Below are 15,705 nucleotides of genomic sequence, written 5' to 3'. Positions count from 1 at the left end.
ACCTGGAAAGACTAAGAAATGGGTTCAGCTACTTCACCAATTTTTTCTTGATAGGAAACATCTGCAAGCTCATTACTTCGCGTCCAATAGGATATACAGGGAATTTTGGAGTAGTCTGCTCGATTTCGATAACGCTCTGTTATCTCAGTAATTTCATTCAGAAGACTATCCTTTATAAGCGTAGGCCTCCATCCGAAAGAACGTAAAAGGTCATTGCGTACATTTAAATCATTTCTTTCCGCTTCTCGTCTTGGATTTGGAAGATAACTAATTTCACAGTTAGTAAGTGATTGAACCAATTTTGCCAAATCAGAAAGCGTCTGAGTCTCTGCCATTTGATTCAATATCATTGGCCGATCCCCCTCGGAAGGTGGGTGTAGTAGCGCTTGTTCCACGCACTTACAGGTATCAGAAATATGAATAAATGCCCGTGTCTGGCCTCCAGTTCCATGTACAGTGAGAGGAAAGCCTACTGTGGCTTGCATTAAGAATCTGTTTAATACAGTGCCATAATCACCATCGTAATCGAAACGATTTATAAGTCTCTCATCCAGGCTCGATAGCTCGGTTTGGGTACCCCATACAATCCCCTGATGCAAGTCAGTAATTCGAAGCTTATCGTTCTTCGCATAGTACTGGAACATTTGGGCATCCATGGTTTTGGTCATATGATAGATGGAGCCCGGGTTTGGCGGATATACGATAGAATCAGAAATTTCTCTTCCATCCATCGTATCAATTTTTACTTCTAGATAGCCCTCAGGTATAGGAATAGGCTCCTCATGACCATAGCCATAAACGCCCATTGTACCTAAATGTACAAGGTGAATATCAAGTTGCGATTCTACGATTGCATTTAGAATATTATGCGTTCCACAAATGTTGTTCGATACCGTATAGTTCTTGGTTTCACTACTTTTCATTGAATAGGGTGCGGCACGCTGCTCACCAAAGTGAATAATACTGTCCGGTTTTTCCTCTTTTATGAAATTTAGAAGCTGTGGATATTCCTTCGAGACATCCATTTCAACAAAACGGATATTTTTCCTGGTCAAATCAAACCAAGCAGCCGTCCGCTCTTCCAGCTCACATATAGGGGTCAAAGACTGAACATTAAGCTCTTTATCAATTCTTCTTCTAGAAAAGTTATCAAGAATAATAACATCATGACCAAGATTGCTAAGGTGTAAAGAGGTTGGCCACCCACAAAAGCCATCGCCTCCAACTATTATTAGTTTCAAAGACCCACCTCCATGATATTGTAACTAGCTATATTTACTAGTCGATCCATTTATTGCGAAAAAATAATTATTTTCTGATGCACACTTGAAACATGCCATCTTACGAAATCCAATTTATAACACACGCTACTATGGATTACCGGTTATACGAGTTAGCATCCGCGCCAACTTTTTTAGGTCAAGGCTTGATTACTTTTTCCAGAAAAAATAAATTTATTCTTTGACACATGAATATTTCATGTTTATTAGTATAAGTATATTCAGTGCATTATTTTGGTATAGCTCTCTATTAATAAAATATAATTGCACCATATTTGATTTAAACCATGCGCAACTGCACCCAATTGCAGCATGCAAGTTAATATCCACGCCAAAACTACTTGGTTACTATTACTTGGAAAATTAAATGTCTACTTTAGAAATCAATCAGTTAGATAATTTCGAACAAGGCAAGCAAGCAGCTTTGTCTGGTGAGATAGATTTGGCAAGAGAGCTTTTACGACCAATTGCCGACCTGAATCCATTCCATCCGGCAACCTATTTCTTATGCTATGCAGAATCGAAAAAAGGATCGATTTTAAATTGTGATAAGTATGTTTTGACATTTATTTCCAGACATCCACACCATGTCGGTATGCGAACAATATCCGCTATGCTAAATATTGCCAAGGGTGACATTGATCAGGCAGAAAAAGATATAAAGATTGCACTAAAATGCAATCCCGAGCATAAGCGAGCCCTTAAGGTACTCGAACAAACAAAGCTTATTCGTATTGAAAACAGCGCTAGGGAAGCAATTGAAACTCTTGATACATCTAAATCTCACCCTGCTTTCTCCAAACTTTCCAGATCAAAAGCTGCTAAACAGCTTAAAAAAATTGAACCGCTGGAAGATTGGGACAATCACGAGTTGCAAGCAAAGATTGCTTTTTTCCATAACTGTACAAATGTGCGCCACGCCCTCAAAAATTTTGATTCAGATCTTATCAGTAGTGCCGTTGAACTTGGCTACTGCACCTGGCCAAGGAAATTACACAAATATGTACGAGGGTGCAATGTACTAGATGTTGGTTGTGGTTTTGGTGGTTATGCGATGGGGTACCTTTGTGCCGGTGCCAATAGTTACACCGGTGTAGACCCAGCTATGTCTCTTGACTCCAGGAGAGTAAGAAATAAACGCATTAGGAAGTGGGTAAATGCACCAATGTCTGGGCAGGACATTATTGATTTAATTCCTGACATCGACTTACGTCAATGCTCTACTCGCGATCTGGTGGGCTCCAAAACTTTCGATACGATATGCCTTCACAATGTAACAGAGCACCTTCTTGAAATTGAAGGTGTGTTTGAGGATATTGCTAGTTTACTAGCCAAAGGCGGTAAGGTGGTTTTTCTCCACCATAACTTTTATGGCTGGAGTGGACATCATATGCCACCTCACAACCCATCACTCCTTGATGAGAGCAATCCGGATCATCTCAAGTTTTGCGATTGGAATCATATTAATATCGTTCGAGAGCTGCCTCAAGATCACTACTTATATACACACCTAAATCGAATTCGGATCGATGAAATACGAGCTTTAACACGTAAATATTTCAATATCGAAACCTGGGAACTACAGCCCTCACCAGAATCAGTCCTAAAACGGTTAACTCCACAGATTGAAACTAAGGTTAGAGAAACAATACCTGACATTACACTTGATGAGCTAAAAACAAATGTTGTTTTCTGTGTAGCTTACGCAAAATAGACAACTACTACTTATCTGTTGGAGTAACACAATGTACACCATTGAAAATGCTGAAGTTTCAAGAGGGTGCTATGTACATCCTGAGATATCATTTTCCGAAGCACAAGTTCCGCAGTCAGTATTCGACATACCAGGTATGGTTTCTGTAGCAGAAAGAAAACTACTCTATTCTTTAGCATCAAAAAATTATAAAAAAAATGGATTCATTATTGATGCTGGCAGCTTTATGGGAGCGTCTGTTGTTTCATTAGCACAAGGGTTTCTCAATAATCCCGAGATTGACTCTAAGAAGCATACAAATATCTTAAATAGGAAGCCCATTAGCAGTTATGAGCTTGGCTTTTTACCTAAACCTGCAAATGGTACAGACCGGGTGTGGGAATGTGGTTCCCTTACCTATCAGTTTGGTGATTCATTCGTTCCCATCTTGGAGGAAAGCGTCTCCCCATATAGCTCCTTAGTTGATCTTAATATAGGTGATTTCAATGAGTTTAGTTGGTCAGAAGATCCTATTGAGATTTGTTTTATTGATGTATGTAAAACAAAGGAGCTTAACAAACATGTGTCAAAGCAGTTCATGCCAAAGCTAATTGAAAATAAATCTTTCTTTATTAATCAAGATTTTTTCTTTGATCGACTTCCCTGGATTAAAGTTACCATGGGATATCTTGATAAATATTTCGAATGGTATGGACAGGTATTTTCTAGTTCTATATACAAATGTAAGAAGTCTATTCCGAAGGAAGTCGCGGAATATGATCCATTTATAGAGGCAACACTAGATGAGTGTCTGAAATTACACGATATGCACCCCAATGAACATCTATCTGACTCATATAAACTACGCATGAGTTTATCTCGTTCTTATTTGATAGCAATGAAAGGACGGAAGGACGATGCTCTTGATTATTTGAAGGATGTTGAGAAAGAGTACGAACACATAATGGATGAAAATACTTCTGTAGATAGGAATGATCGTTTTCGCTTCAATAGAACAGCACGGCAAATAAAGGCAGGAATTTTATAAAAACAGTTAATTTAGCTAGAATAATACTTATACAGTTTTTTTCGTATTTAGGTTGTTCTAAACACAGAGCAGCCTGGGATTACCTATTAACTTATATTTCGGTAGAAAACCTTTCATTTTCACTTGAAAAATATGAACATATCATAAATGCAAAAAACTAACATTTAAATCTCACTTAGATTTATTCAATTCTATAAAGATATCATAGCCAGCAGGTACCACATGCTGGCTACTCTTAATAACTAATATTAAGATGAAAATTTTAGGTTTCACTCATTTCTATATTTAATGCATCATCCAGCAACTGAGCCTTTTTGAATGCCTTTCGTTCCGACAGGCGTTCAACATATTTCTGATACTCTTCACGCTTCTCTATGGTACCAAATTGTAACCCCCACCAAAGCTGCGAGCCTATATATACATCTGCAGCAGTAAAACGTTCCCCTGTAATATAGGGACTGGAAGTAACCGCCCCCGATAAAGTATCTAATGCCAATTGATAATTACCATAACCTAACATTTGCTGCTTATCAATTCCGGCCTGCTCCCCGAAGATATACTTATTTACAACCGCAGACTCTACAGGCCCGGCAGAGAAGAACATCCAACGGTAATACTTTGCTCGTTCAATATCATTTTGAGGGGCTAGACCAGCGTCAGAAAATACTTCAGCAAGATAAATACAGATTGCGGCTGCTTCGGTTATTACTCGCTTGTTATGAACTAGTGTAGGTACCTTACCCATTGGATTTAACGATAAGTACTCTGGGGTTTTCATTGTTTCCCCATATTGAAGTACTATTACCTGGTAGGGTACCTCAAGTTCTTCCAACATCCAGCGTATAATGCCACCGCGAGACTGTGGGTGTGTGTACAGTGTTATATCATTAGTCATAGTTCTCTCCTTGATTATGAATTCCATTCACAGTTTATCAGTAGAAGAATTAAGTATTCGAGGAATAAAGATACCACGATAAAAAAATATATACTTCTGGCTTTTAGCCATTCAATTAATAATGAAATTCCCCTACAACCACTCAGCCAACTCAATAGTAATAAATTCCGGACCCTCAATATATACAAGCTTGCGTTTTTGGTACTCGAGTATTTCACTTCGAGTACGGATACCATTCTCATTCAAGAATTTAAGGGTTTTCTCAATGTCATCTACTGCAAAGCATAAATGATTGTAGCCGGGGCGTGCCAGACTAAAAATAGACGGATCTGACTTAACCTTTGGATTTCTATAGTGCAAAAGTTGTATTTCAAATCTAGGGGAAGAATTTTTCAGAACCATGGTTAAATGATCAGCTTCTACATTCTCTACCTGTAAATACTTGGATACTTTTTCCCCTGAAATTAGATCTGTAACTTCTAGTTCAAAGTTCAGCAGCTGGAAGAACTTCACACTCGATTGAAGTTCATTCACCACAATTGTGACATGATCAGGATGCTTCAACATTACAAACTGGACTCCAATAATACCATTTAGAAATTTTAGCACTACGAATTATTAATTTATTCTGGATAGAGAGATCAGTAATCTTTCAGTACCAATTTGATATAAATGCCACTAAAATTCGTCTATAAAAATAGAATTTCATATTCCTAAATTGATGCTACATTTAACCTAATAAATTGCATCCTCTATAAATAGTTGTTTATAAAAAATTATAAATATTTCCTTTAGATATATAAATTAATAGGAAAATCTGATTATCTGGTAATTAAGAGTTCAAAACTCCTAAAATGGCTAGTCTTTACATTAATCACATTTATTACAAGATCATGCAATGAAGCTCAGGCAAATAAAAAGGATATTTCACAATTTATAGCGCACTCTAGACGACGATTTAACGCCCACCAACACCTTCCAGACAGCGGTCCGGCAATTTAAGAAGGGAAAATATTCGGTTTTTTCAAGAGAGTGAGATCGATCAGTATCCATCAAGGGCTAGGTCATTAGACCACCAGAGCAAACTTATCATACCGGAATTTGTCATTTCTCATACTGACTATCATAAATCTGAATGGTTGGTGGCCACGTTTAGCAACTTTTGGAATCGTTGAAGGAATTGACTTTTTCTACAGAGAAGCAGCTATCAATTGACGGCCATAGTAAGAAATTTAAATTTTTATAGGCCATTGAATCCATGTCTTAAAATAACAGAATAATTTCACAAGTGTTTCACATGGACATAGTATAGGAATAAACAATCGCACTTATGTATAGATATATTCTTATACCTTTTTCTACACAAATTTATACTTTAGGTAGCATTCAGTAATTAACAATGAGCTGAATAGGGAGGGGTACAAGTTCACCAAAGCCAACTTTACCCAATCCCATATAATGAATTAAGTGTAAAGATTGTAGGTGAAAAGTGTAGGAAGGTAGATTTCCAGAAAAAGAAGCCAACAAGAATAGAAAAAGCAGCCGAAGCTGCTTTTTTTGCCTTGAAGTCGGCCCTACACAAATATAAGAGCTACTTACTTACCGGCCGCCTTGCGGATTGCCTGCAGAGTACGCAGACGCGCCTCGGCTTCAGCCAGCTGGGCTGAGATACGCGCATAATCGACTTCAGATGGTGCCTTGTGCAGGGCGTGTTCCGCTTCTTCGCGGGCCTTCTGCGCGGCTTCCTCATCAATTTCACGCTCGGCTACATCCGCGAGGATGGTAACCATATTCGGCTGCACTTCGGCGTAGCCACCGCTGACGAACAGTACTTCCTCTTCACCACCGGGCTTGATGATGCGTACCGGACCGGGCTTCAGGGCGGTAAGCAGCTGCGCGTGGCCGTAGGAGAGACCCAGCTCACCTTCAATACCACTCACAATCACCATCTGCACCAGTCCGGAGAAGAGAGACTGCTCGGCGCTGACAATGTCACAATGTACTGTCATGGCCATAGTATATGCCTCTCTGGCTTAGCCTTTGGTCTTGTTGGCTTTTTCCACAGCTTCGTCGATGGTTCCCACCATGTAGAAGGCCTGTTCAGGCATGTGGTCATATTCACCGTTCAGGATGCCCTGGAAGCCACGGATGGTTTCTTTCAGGGAAACATATTTACCTGGTGCACCGGTGAAAATTTCCGCAACGTGGAACGGCTGGGACAGGAAACGCTCGATCTTACGGGCGCGGGCTACGGTCTGCTTGTCCTCTTCAGACAGTTCGTCCATACCCAGGATCGCGATAATGTCCTTCAGCTCTTTGTAACGCTGCAGTACGGACTGTACGCCACGGGCCACTTCGTAGTGTTCCTGACCGATTACCTGCGGGTCCAGCTGACGAGAAGTGGAATCCAATGGGTCAACAGCCGGGTAGATGCCTTTAGCGGCGATGTCGCGGCTCAGTACTACAGTGGAGTCCAAGTGCGCGAAGGTGGTCGCCGGAGACGGATCGGTCAAGTCATCCGCCGGTACGTATACCGCCTGGATAGAGGTGATAGAGCCGGTCTTAGTGGAGGTAATACGCTCCTGTAGAACACCCATCTCTTCGGCCAGGGTCGGCTGGTAACCTACCGCAGAAGGCATACGGCCCAGCAGTGCGGATACTTCGGTACCGGCCAGGGTGTAACGGTAGATGTTGTCGACGAACAACAGTACGTCTTTGCCTTCATCACGGAATTTTTCGGCCATGGTCAGGCCGGTCAGGGCTACACGCAGACGGTTGCCGGGCGGCTCATTCATTTGCCCGTAAACCATCGCCACTTTGGAGTTCGCTTTGTTTTCCAGGTCAACAACGCCGGATTCAGCCATCTCGTAGTAGAAGTCGTTACCTTCACGGGTACGCTCACCAACACCGGCGAACACGGACAGGCCGGAGTGCTCGGTAGCGATGTTGTTGATCAGTTCCATCATGTTTACGGTTTTACCGACACCGGCACCACCAAACAGACCAACCTTACCACCCTTGGCGAACGGGCAAACCAGATCGATTACCTTAATGCCGGTCTCCAGCAGTTCGGTGGAGCTGGACTGCTCTTCGTAGGTCGGCGCAGCGCGGTGGATAGAGGAGCGCTCTTTCTCACCGATAGGGCCACACTCGTCAATTGGGTTGCCGAGCACGTCCATGATGCGACCTAGGGTTTCCAGGCCAACCGGTACAGAAACCGGAGCGCCGGTATTGCGCACGGGCAGACCGCGGCTGATACCTTCGGATGAACCCATGGCAATAGCGCGTACCACGCCGTCACCCAACTGCTGCTGCACTTCCATGGTGAGGTTCTTGTCCTCAACCACCAGTGCGTCGTATACATTCGGAACAGAATCGCGTGGGAATTCCACGTCGATGACCGCTCCGATCACTTGCACAATTTGCCCGTTACTCATTTCCGGATCCTCAGCTTTAAATTCTTTCTAGGCTGGCCATTTCAGGTGAGGGCAGCGGTTTAAACCGCCGCCGCGCCGCCGACAATTTCGGACAGTTCCTGGGTAATGGCCGCCTGGCGCGCCTTGTTGTAGACAAGCTGCAACTGATCGATCAGCTCACCGGCGTTATCGGTGGCGCTTTTCATCGCGATCATACGCGCTGCCTGTTCACAGGCTTTGTTTTCAACTACTGCCTGGTATACCTGGGACTCGATATAGCGAGCCAGCAATCCATCCAGCAATTCAACCGGATCCGGCTCGTAGAGGTAGTCCCACTCGTGCATGAGCTTTTCATCTTCGTCCTTCGGCAGCGGCAGCAATTGCTCAACCTGCGGCTTCTGGGACATAGTGTTGATAAACTCATTGGATACCAGGAACAGACGATCGATATCGCCTTCTGCGTAACGGTCCAGCATTACCTTTACTGAGCCAATCAGCTGGTTAGCCTGGGGCGCATCGCCCAGATCGCGTACCGCTGCGACAACCTTGCTGCCGATGGCATTAAAGAAACTGGCCGCCTTGTTACCTACCGCGCAGACTTCGACGTCGACACCTTTTTCGGACCACGCCTGCATCTCGCGAATAGCGGCTTTGAACATATTGATGTTCAGGCCACCACAGAGTCCGCGGTCAGTGGATACCAGGATAAAACCGACCCGCTTGGCCTCGCGCTCCCGCAGGTAAATATGCTGGTACTCGGCCGAAGCGTTGGCGACGTGGCCGATCACTGCGCGTATGCGCTGGGCGTAGGGACGCCCCAGTGCCATGCGATCCTGAGCCCTGCGCATTTTACTGGCCGCAACCATTTCCATTGCGGCAGTAATTTTCTGCGTGCTCTTGATGCTGGCAATTTTTGTGCGTACTTCTTTTCCGCCTGCCATAGTGATTTACCTTGTTCGCTGGAAGTTAGATTCCGAAAGAGCGGACACGCCGCTCTTTCGCGCTCTCCAGGGAGTTCTTACCAGCTGCTAGTAGCGACGAATTTCTCGATAGCGGCTTTGAACGCTGCGTCGATTTCGTCGTTGTAGTTACCAGTCGCGTTCACTTTCTCCATCAGCTCTGCGTGTTCGCTGTTCATGTAAGCGAGCAGGGCGGCTTCGAAATCGAGAACCTTGGCAACTTCTACTTCTTTCAGGTAACCCTTGTCGGCAGCGTAAACGGAAACTGCCATGTCCGCGATAGACAGCGGAGAGTACTGCTTCTGCTTCATCAGCTCGGTTACACGCTCACCGTGATCCAGCTGAGCCTTAGTGGCTTCGTCCAGGTCAGAGGCAAACTGAGAGAATGCAGCCAGTTCGCGATACTGGGCCAGAGCGGTACGGATACCACCGGACAGCTTCTTGATTACCTTGGTCTGCGCTGCACCACCTACACGGGATACGGAAATACCCGGGTTGATCGCAGGGCGGATACCGGAGTTGAACAGATCGGTCTCGAGGAAGATCTGACCGTCGGTAATGGAAATCACATTGGTCGGTACGAACGCGGATACGTCACCAGCCTGGGTTTCGATGATCGGCAGGGCGGTTAGGGAACCGGTTTTGCCTTTCACTTCACCGTTGGTGAACTTCTCTACATACTCAGCGTTTACACGCGCAGCGCGCTCCAACAGACGGGAGTGCAAGTAGAAAACATCACCGGGGTAGGCTTCACGTCCGGGTGGACGCTTCAGCAACAGGGAGATCTGACGGTAGGCCCAAGCCTGCTTGGTCAGGTCATCGTATACAATCAGGGCGTCTTCACCGCGATCGCGGAAGTACTCACCCATGGTACAGCCGACGTAGGGAGCCAGGAACTGCATCGCAGCCGGATCGGCGGCGCCAGCGGCGACTACGATGGTGTGGTCCATAGCGCCGTGCTCTTCGAGCTTGCGCACTACGTTGGCAATAGAGGACTGCTTCTGGCCCACGGCAACGTAGATACACTTAACGCCAGTGCCTTTCTGGTTGATGATGGCGTCGATCGCCACAGCAGTCTTACCGATCTGACGGTCACCGATGATCAGCTCACGCTGGCCACGGCCAATCGGGATCATCGTATCAACCGCTTTCAAACCGGTTTGTACAGGCTGGTCAACGGATTGACGGGCGATAACGCCAGGCGCTACTTTTTCCACCGCATCGGTCAGCTTGTTATTCAGCGGGCCCTTACCGTCGATCGGGTTACCCAGCGCGTCTACAACGCGGCCGAGCAGTTCCGGACCAACCGGGGTTTCCAGGATACGGCCGGTACAACGACATTTCTGGCCCTCAGCCAGCGCCTTGTAGTCGCCCAGGATTACAGCACCAACGGAGTCGCGCTCCAGGTTCAGCGCCATACCGTAAACGCCGCCTTCGAACTCGATCATCTCACCGTACATCACATCGGCCAGGCCGTGGATGCGGATGATGCCGTCGGATACGGAAACAATAGTGCCCTCATTTTGGGCTTCAGTGCTCACATCGAGATTTTCGATGCGGCTCTTGATGATTTCACTGATCTCAGAGGGATTCAGTTGCTGCATGCTCTGTTCCTCAAGTCCCCCGCCGGCTAGTGCCGGTGGGGAGAGTAATTTAGGAGTTCATCGCCTCGGCGAGCTTGGCCAGACGGCCGCGTACGGTACCGTCGATGACTGTATCACCGGCGCGGATGATCGCGCCGCCCAGCAGGCTCTCGTCCACCGAGCTGTGCAGATGTATTTCGCGTTCAAACTTCTTGCTGAGTTTCTGGCCCAGCTCTTGCGCCTGCGCGTCGCTCAAGGCGTGTGCGGAAACAACTTCCACCTCGAGGGTGGCTTCTGCCCGCGCTTTCAGCTCTTCGAACAACTCGGAAATTTCCGGCAGCAGCTGCAGACGGTGGTTTTCCGCCAGCAACCGGATGAAGTTCTTTCCGTGCTCGCCGAGCTCGTCTGAACAGATCGACAGGAATTTATCTGCGCGCTCTTCACTGGTGAGCTGTGGGTTATCCAGCAGCTCACGCACTTTTTTGTTCTGGCTGACCGCCGCCGCGGTTTCCAGCGCAGTGCTCCAACCGCTGAGGTCGGAGGCTTGCTGCGCATAGGTAAATGCGGCTTTAGCGTAGGGCCGGGCCAGTGTGCTGAGTTCCGCCATGGGGTTCCTCGCTTACAGCTCGGCTGCCAGTTTATCGATCAGGTCGTTGTGCGCTTTAGCGTCGATATTGACCGCAAGAATCTTCTCCGCACCAAGGACAGACAGATCTGCCACACGGCTGCGCAGTTGCTCTTTCGCGCGATTCACTTCCTGGTCGATCTCAGCTTTAGCGGCAATCTTGAGGCGATCGCCTTCAGACTGCGCCGCTTGCTTGGCTTCATCGAGAATCTGATTGGCGCGCTTGTTGGCACCATCGATAATCTCGTTAGCCTGATCTTTGGCTTCCTTCAACTGCTCGGCAGCTTTGCGCTTGGCCAGTTCCAGATCCTTCTGCGCGTGTTCGGCGTCAGCGAGACCATCTGCGATCTTCTGCTCACGCTCTTTCATCACGCCCAAAAGTGGCGGCCAAACAAACTTCCAGCAAAACCAGACGAAAAACAGGAAAGTAATCGACTGGCCGATTAGAGTCAGGTTGATATTCACACCGACACCTCTTGCTCTTTAAATAGGGTTAAGGGCAATTGGAACGGCGTAATTAAACCAGACCAGGAGCTACGGCGAAGATCAGGTACATAGCGATACCAACACCGATCATCGGAACCGCGTCAAGCAGACCTGCCATCAGGAACATTTTGCCCTGCAGAGCCGGGGCCTGTTCAGGCTGACGGGCGGAACCTTCCAGCAGTTTGCCACCCAGAGTACCGAAACCGATAGCGGTGCCCAGGGCGCCCAGACCGATCAGCAGTGCACTTGCGATGTAAACCAGACCTAATGCTTCCATTGTGTTCTCCAAATCAAAGTTAAAGAGTTGTTGTAGAGGTCGAAAAAAGGGTTAAAAACTTATTGATCGTGCTCGTGTTCATCGTCGCGATGGTGCGCCATCGCCATGTACACGGTGCTCAATACCATAAATACGAACGCCTGAAGGATGATCACCAGCACATGGAAGATCGCCCAGCCCATATGCAGGAGACCCGCACCGATAAAGCCGAGGACACCCACACCGAAGACAATCGCGATCAGGATAAAGATCATCTCACCGGCATAGAGGTTTCCGAACAGTCGCAGGCCCAGGGAGATCGGCTTGGCAATGAGAGAAACAGCTTCCAACAGGAAGTTCACCGGGATCAGCAGAATGTCAAAGAACAACTTGCCGGTATGGAAAGGGTGCAGAGTCAGCTCTTTTAGGAAGCCGAGTGCACCTTTTTCGCGAATACTGAAGAAAATCATCAGGGCAAATACCGCCAGAGCCATACCCAAGGTGGCGTTGGGGTCAGTGGTTGGAACCACTTTAAAGAAAAGGTGATCATTTCCGGAGATCTTGGCGGCAGCCATCGGCAGCCAGTCAACCGGTACCAGGTCCATCAGGTTCATCAGGAACACCCACACAAAGATGGTCAGCGCCATAGGGGCTACCATTGTGTTGCGGTGGGGGAAGGTTTCCCTAACCAGCTTGTCAATAAACTCGGTTACCAGCTCCACAAAGCTCTGGAACCCGGTGGGTCTGTCCACACTGGCCTTCCTAGCCGCGCGGGCAAACAGGAAGCAGAAAATCAGACCGAGGCCGATAGACCAACCCAAGGTATCTACGTGCAGGGCCCAAAAGCCCATATCCGCAGCTTCCTGGGAGGAATGCGCCATAGTCCATGTAGACTCATTGAGCACAGTGCCATCGGCACGGGTATACCCGGCCGGCAGCTTGCCATAAGTCATATTTTGCAGGTGGTGTTGGATATACGCCGTCGCGGTTTGAGCTTCGCCTGCCATAGTTCCTCAACAATCGTAAAAGTAAGAATTCTTTTTTCTTATCCACCGGCTAGCGGACCATGCGCGCTACCAAAATCCACTGCACGATTACACAGAGGGCGTAGCTAATAAAAAGCGCCGCAGCATTTATTGGCTTGACGGTGGCAAACACCGCTGCAAAACCTGCCATGGTCAATATAAATTTGCCGGTTTCCGCGCGGTAGAAATTACCTACCACACGAGGGGCCGCGCGCGCACCGCTGTCGCGAAAGGCGCGCCTGCCAAAATATGCGCCAGGCAGTGCACACAATGCACCACCAATAAATACGGAGAGCGCCGTCACCGGTTTGCCACTCAAGTGCAGTACCGCACTGGCCACCGATACCAGCAAAAGCTGTACCGCGGCTATTCGTAATACCGGGGGTTTTGTCATAGACGGGATAAGCCGACTTTTTTGCGCTGTCCGCCCAAAATTTGGGCGTGCGAATTATGCTGCAACAGCATCGCCGATTCAACCGGCAAATGTCGCCAACTTATTTGATTTTCGGGAGGTTTTGGGCGGAATTGCCCAGCGCAGTGAGTATTTGCCAACAGTTATTGCGCGCGCCACTAGGGCGCGCATTTCTTTGTTGGCTCAATCTTCGGCGTAACCCAGATGGGCTAGGATTCCGTCCAGCTCTTCCAAGGTCGTGTATTTGAGCACCAGGCGACCATTGCCCTTATCGTTATGATCGATAGACACGGGCACACCGACTTTTTCTGCCAGGCGCTCGGTAAGGCGGCGGATATTGGGATCGGGCTTAGCTTTTTCCGGCGCAGGGGCAGCTGGCTGCTGCAAGCGGCGCACCAGCGCCTCTGTCTGGCGCACGGTGAGGCTGCGCTCGACTACCTGGCGCGCGGCAGAACGCTGGGTGGCACCGGAGAGACCGAGCAATGCTTTGGCGTGGCCTAACTCCAAATCGCCACGCTCCAGGAAAGTGCGCACCTCTTCGCTGAGGCTCAATAAGCGCAGTAAGTTGGTCACGGCAGTTCGGGATTTGCCCACCGCATCGGCCACTTCCTGCTGGGTCAGCTTGAACTCATCCTGTAAACGCTTGAGGGCTACAGCTTCCTCTACCGGATTCAGGTCTTCGCGCTGGATATTTTCAATCAGCGCCATAGCGATGGCAGCTTCATCGGAAACGCTGCGTACCAGTGCCGGCACTTTCTCCAGTCCCGCCAATTGGGCCGCGCGCCAGCGCCGTTCACCGGCGATGATTTCATAGCTCTGCTCACCGATACCGCGCACGACGATCGGCTGCATAATGCCCTGGGCGCGTATCGAGTCCGCCAGCTCTTGCAGGGATTCCTGTGGAAAATCCCGGCGTGGCTGGTAGCGGCCGCGCTGCAAAAACTCTATCGGCAACTCCTTCAACTCACCGTCGACCACGGCGGTTTCGGTTTCAGCTTCACCGGTAGCCTCGGCGATCGCGGTGCTGTTTTTATTGCTGATCAGGTGGGATAAACCCCGGCCCAGTCCTTTGCGTTTGGCGGCCATAGTAATTACCCCTTATACGGCTTCCGCCACAGGGCGGCTTTTCTTATTGGAAGATGGATTGGCGGGATGGCGGCGATTGATTTCGCAAGCCAGTGCCAGGTAGGCAATAGCCCCTTTCGAATGGCGGTCGTAATCCAGCGCCGGCTTGCCGAAGCTGGGAGCCTCTGCCAAACGGACATTGCGCGGGATACAGGTTCGATACAGGCGATCGCCGAAAAACTCCTGCAACTGCGCCGACACTTCGCTGGTGAGACTGTTGCGCGGATCGTACATGGTGCGCAAGATGCCCTCGATTTTCAGGTCCGGATTGGCGGCCTGCTGGATCTGGGTGATGGTATCCACCAGTGCTGATAACCCCTCCAGGGCATAGTATTCACACTGCATGGGAATCAATACGCCGTGAGCTGCACAGAGGGCGTTTACCGTCAGCATATTCAACGATGGCGGACAGTCGATAATCACGTAGTCATAACGATTACTCACCGCAGCCAGGGCGCGGCGCAGGCGGGATTCGCGCCCCTCCAGATTCAGCAACTCCACCTCTGCCGCAGACAGGTCACCGTTGCCCGGGATCAAATCAAAACCGCTCTCTGTGGATACAATGGCCTGCTCAACGGGTAATTCAGCGGCCAGCACATCGTAACCGGACACCTCCAGGTCACTTTTATCCACACCACTGCCCATGGTGGCATTGCCCTGGGGGTCCAGATCGATCAGCAATACGCGCCGCTTGTTGGCAACCAAAGATGCGGCCAGGTTGACGCAGGTAGTGGTCTTGCCAACCCCGCCTTTCTGGTTGGCCACAGCAAATATCTTGCTCAAGATTCTTGTCCTTTGTTGTTTCCGGGTGCGTTTGCCCCGACGCCGGCTCGGCTTCGGGCGGCGGCTGTTGTGCCCCACGATAGGGGAGCAGGATTGGGCGGGCGATAAACCCGCCAAAC

The 15,705-nt window shown here is 48.4% G+C and carries 16 protein-coding genes; 2 read left to right on the top strand and 14 right to left on the bottom strand.

From position 1 onward, the window contains the following. Positions 1 to 11: 11 nt before the first annotated feature. A complete protein-coding gene (locus ABWV76_RS09670; protein WP_353375852.1) occupies positions 12 to 1,241 on the bottom strand; it encodes an NAD-dependent epimerase/dehydratase family protein in 1,230 nt (409 codons plus the stop codon). A gap of 406 nt (positions 1,242 to 1,647) precedes the next feature. Between ABWV76_RS09670 and ABWV76_RS09665 the strand changes: the two genes are divergently transcribed. Then, positions 1,648 to 2,994 carry a methyltransferase domain-containing protein gene (locus tag ABWV76_RS09665; RefSeq protein ID WP_020413905.1) on the top strand — a complete coding sequence of 449 codons (1,347 nt, stop codon included), beginning with the start codon at positions 1,648 to 1,650 and terminating at the stop codon, positions 2,992 to 2,994. Between the two features lie 31 nt (positions 2,995 to 3,025). Further along, complete coding sequence (locus ABWV76_RS09660; RefSeq protein ID WP_353375851.1) at positions 3,026 to 4,021, top strand: hypothetical protein; 996 nt, start codon at positions 3,026 to 3,028, stop codon at positions 4,019 to 4,021. A gap of 262 nt (positions 4,022 to 4,283) precedes the next feature. Here ABWV76_RS09660 and ABWV76_RS09655 read toward each other — a convergent pair whose 3' ends face one another. The 13 genes from ABWV76_RS09655 to ABWV76_RS09595 form a co-directional block, all read right to left on the bottom strand. After that, positions 4,284 to 4,916: a glutathione S-transferase family protein gene (locus ABWV76_RS09655; protein ID WP_353375850.1), complete on the bottom strand. Its 633-nt coding sequence runs from the start codon at positions 4,914 to 4,916 to the stop codon at positions 4,284 to 4,286. 132 nt (positions 4,917 to 5,048) lie between these two features. Beyond that, positions 5,049 to 5,483: a VOC family protein gene (locus ABWV76_RS09650; protein ID WP_051089517.1), complete on the bottom strand. Its 435-nt coding sequence runs from the start codon at positions 5,481 to 5,483 to the stop codon at positions 5,049 to 5,051. Positions 5,484 to 6,511: 1,028 nt separating this feature from the next. Continuing rightward, the gene (locus ABWV76_RS09645) at positions 6,512 to 6,931 is read right to left on the bottom strand and encodes a F0F1 ATP synthase subunit epsilon (RefSeq protein WP_020413901.1); all 420 of its coding nucleotides are present in this window, start codon (positions 6,929 to 6,931) and stop codon (positions 6,512 to 6,514) included. Positions 6,932 to 6,949: 18 nt separating this feature from the next. Beyond that, positions 6,950 to 8,353: a F0F1 ATP synthase subunit beta gene (gene atpD, locus ABWV76_RS09640; RefSeq protein WP_020413900.1), complete on the bottom strand. Its 1,404-nt coding sequence runs from the start codon at positions 8,351 to 8,353 to the stop codon at positions 6,950 to 6,952. A gap of 59 nt (positions 8,354 to 8,412) precedes the next feature. Continuing rightward, a complete protein-coding gene (atpG, locus tag ABWV76_RS09635) occupies positions 8,413 to 9,273 on the bottom strand; it encodes a F0F1 ATP synthase subunit gamma (protein ID WP_020413899.1) in 861 nt (286 codons plus the stop codon). 77 nt (positions 9,274 to 9,350) lie between these two features. Continuing rightward, a complete protein-coding gene (atpA, locus tag ABWV76_RS09630) occupies positions 9,351 to 10,895 on the bottom strand; it encodes a F0F1 ATP synthase subunit alpha (protein ID WP_020413898.1) in 1,545 nt (514 codons plus the stop codon). Between the two features lie 49 nt (positions 10,896 to 10,944). Further along, positions 10,945 to 11,481, bottom strand: a complete 537-nt coding sequence (locus ABWV76_RS09625) for a F0F1 ATP synthase subunit delta (protein WP_282952047.1) — start codon at positions 11,479 to 11,481, stop codon at positions 10,945 to 10,947. A gap of 12 nt (positions 11,482 to 11,493) precedes the next feature. Then, positions 11,494 to 11,964, bottom strand: coding sequence for a F0F1 ATP synthase subunit B (locus ABWV76_RS09620; RefSeq protein ID WP_020413896.1), 471 nt, complete (start codon positions 11,962 to 11,964; stop codon positions 11,494 to 11,496). A gap of 52 nt (positions 11,965 to 12,016) precedes the next feature. Further along, a complete protein-coding gene (gene atpE / locus ABWV76_RS09615; RefSeq protein ID WP_020413895.1) occupies positions 12,017 to 12,262 on the bottom strand; it encodes a F0F1 ATP synthase subunit C in 246 nt (81 codons plus the stop codon). A 59-nt stretch (positions 12,263 to 12,321) separates the two neighbouring features. After that, positions 12,322 to 13,248: a F0F1 ATP synthase subunit A gene (gene atpB / locus ABWV76_RS09610; RefSeq protein WP_020413894.1), complete on the bottom strand. Its 927-nt coding sequence runs from the start codon at positions 13,246 to 13,248 to the stop codon at positions 12,322 to 12,324. Between the two features lie 49 nt (positions 13,249 to 13,297). Next, on the bottom strand, positions 13,298 to 13,660 hold the full coding sequence (locus ABWV76_RS09605; RefSeq protein ID WP_282952046.1) for an ATP synthase subunit I: 363 nt from the start codon (positions 13,658 to 13,660) through the stop codon (positions 13,298 to 13,300). A 201-nt stretch (positions 13,661 to 13,861) separates the two neighbouring features. Further along, positions 13,862 to 14,764, bottom strand: coding sequence for a ParB/RepB/Spo0J family partition protein (locus tag ABWV76_RS09600; protein ID WP_020413892.1), 903 nt, complete (start codon positions 14,762 to 14,764; stop codon positions 13,862 to 13,864). Between the two features lie 12 nt (positions 14,765 to 14,776). Beyond that, complete coding sequence (locus ABWV76_RS09595; RefSeq protein ID WP_282930567.1) at positions 14,777 to 15,586, bottom strand: ParA family protein; 810 nt, start codon at positions 15,584 to 15,586, stop codon at positions 14,777 to 14,779. Positions 15,587 to 15,705: the final 119 nt, after the last annotated feature.

The sequence above is a fragment of the Microbulbifer sp. NBRC 101763 genome, from assembly GCF_040371615.1.
Classification (GTDB): Bacteria; Pseudomonadota; Gammaproteobacteria; order Pseudomonadales; family Cellvibrionaceae; genus Microbulbifer; species Microbulbifer variabilis.
The sequence above is the reverse complement of the archived record's forward strand: the minus strand, read 5'-3'. Positions and strand labels throughout refer to the sequence as shown.

Bases quoted from the DNA above. Each gene is read 5' to 3' on its own strand.
- ABWV76_RS09665 (WP_020413905.1), top strand. From the start codon at position 1,648: ATGTCTACTTTAGAAATCAATCAGTTAGATAATTTCGAACAAGGCAAG.
- ABWV76_RS09660 (WP_353375851.1), top strand. From the start codon at position 3,026: ATGTACACCATTGAAAATGCTGAAGTTTCAAGAGGGTGCTATGTACAT.
- ABWV76_RS09655 (WP_353375850.1), bottom strand. From the start codon at position 4,916: ATGACTAATGATATAACACTGTACACACACCCACAGTCTCGCGGTGGC.
- ABWV76_RS09650 (WP_051089517.1), bottom strand. From the start codon at position 5,483: ATGTTGAAGCATCCTGATCATGTCACAATTGTGGTGAATGAACTTCAA.
- ABWV76_RS09645 (WP_020413901.1), bottom strand. From the start codon at position 6,931: ATGGCCATGACAGTACATTGTGACATTGTCAGCGCCGAGCAGTCTCTC.
- atpD (WP_020413900.1), bottom strand. From the start codon at position 8,353: ATGAGTAACGGGCAAATTGTGCAAGTGATCGGAGCGGTCATCGACGTG.
- atpG (WP_020413899.1), bottom strand. From the start codon at position 9,273: ATGGCAGGCGGAAAAGAAGTACGCACAAAAATTGCCAGCATCAAGAGC.
- atpA (WP_020413898.1), bottom strand. From the start codon at position 10,895: ATGCAGCAACTGAATCCCTCTGAGATCAGTGAAATCATCAAGAGCCGC.
- ABWV76_RS09625 (WP_282952047.1), bottom strand. From the start codon at position 11,481: ATGGCGGAACTCAGCACACTGGCCCGGCCCTACGCTAAAGCCGCATTT.
- atpE (WP_020413895.1), bottom strand. From the start codon at position 12,262: ATGGAAGCATTAGGTCTGGTTTACATCGCAAGTGCACTGCTGATCGGT.
- atpB (WP_020413894.1), bottom strand. From the start codon at position 13,248: ATGGCAGGCGAAGCTCAAACCGCGACGGCGTATATCCAACACCACCTG.
- ABWV76_RS09605 (WP_282952046.1), bottom strand. From the start codon at position 13,660: ATGACAAAACCCCCGGTATTACGAATAGCCGCGGTACAGCTTTTGCTG.
- ABWV76_RS09600 (WP_020413892.1), bottom strand. From the start codon at position 14,764: ATGGCCGCCAAACGCAAAGGACTGGGCCGGGGTTTATCCCACCTGATC.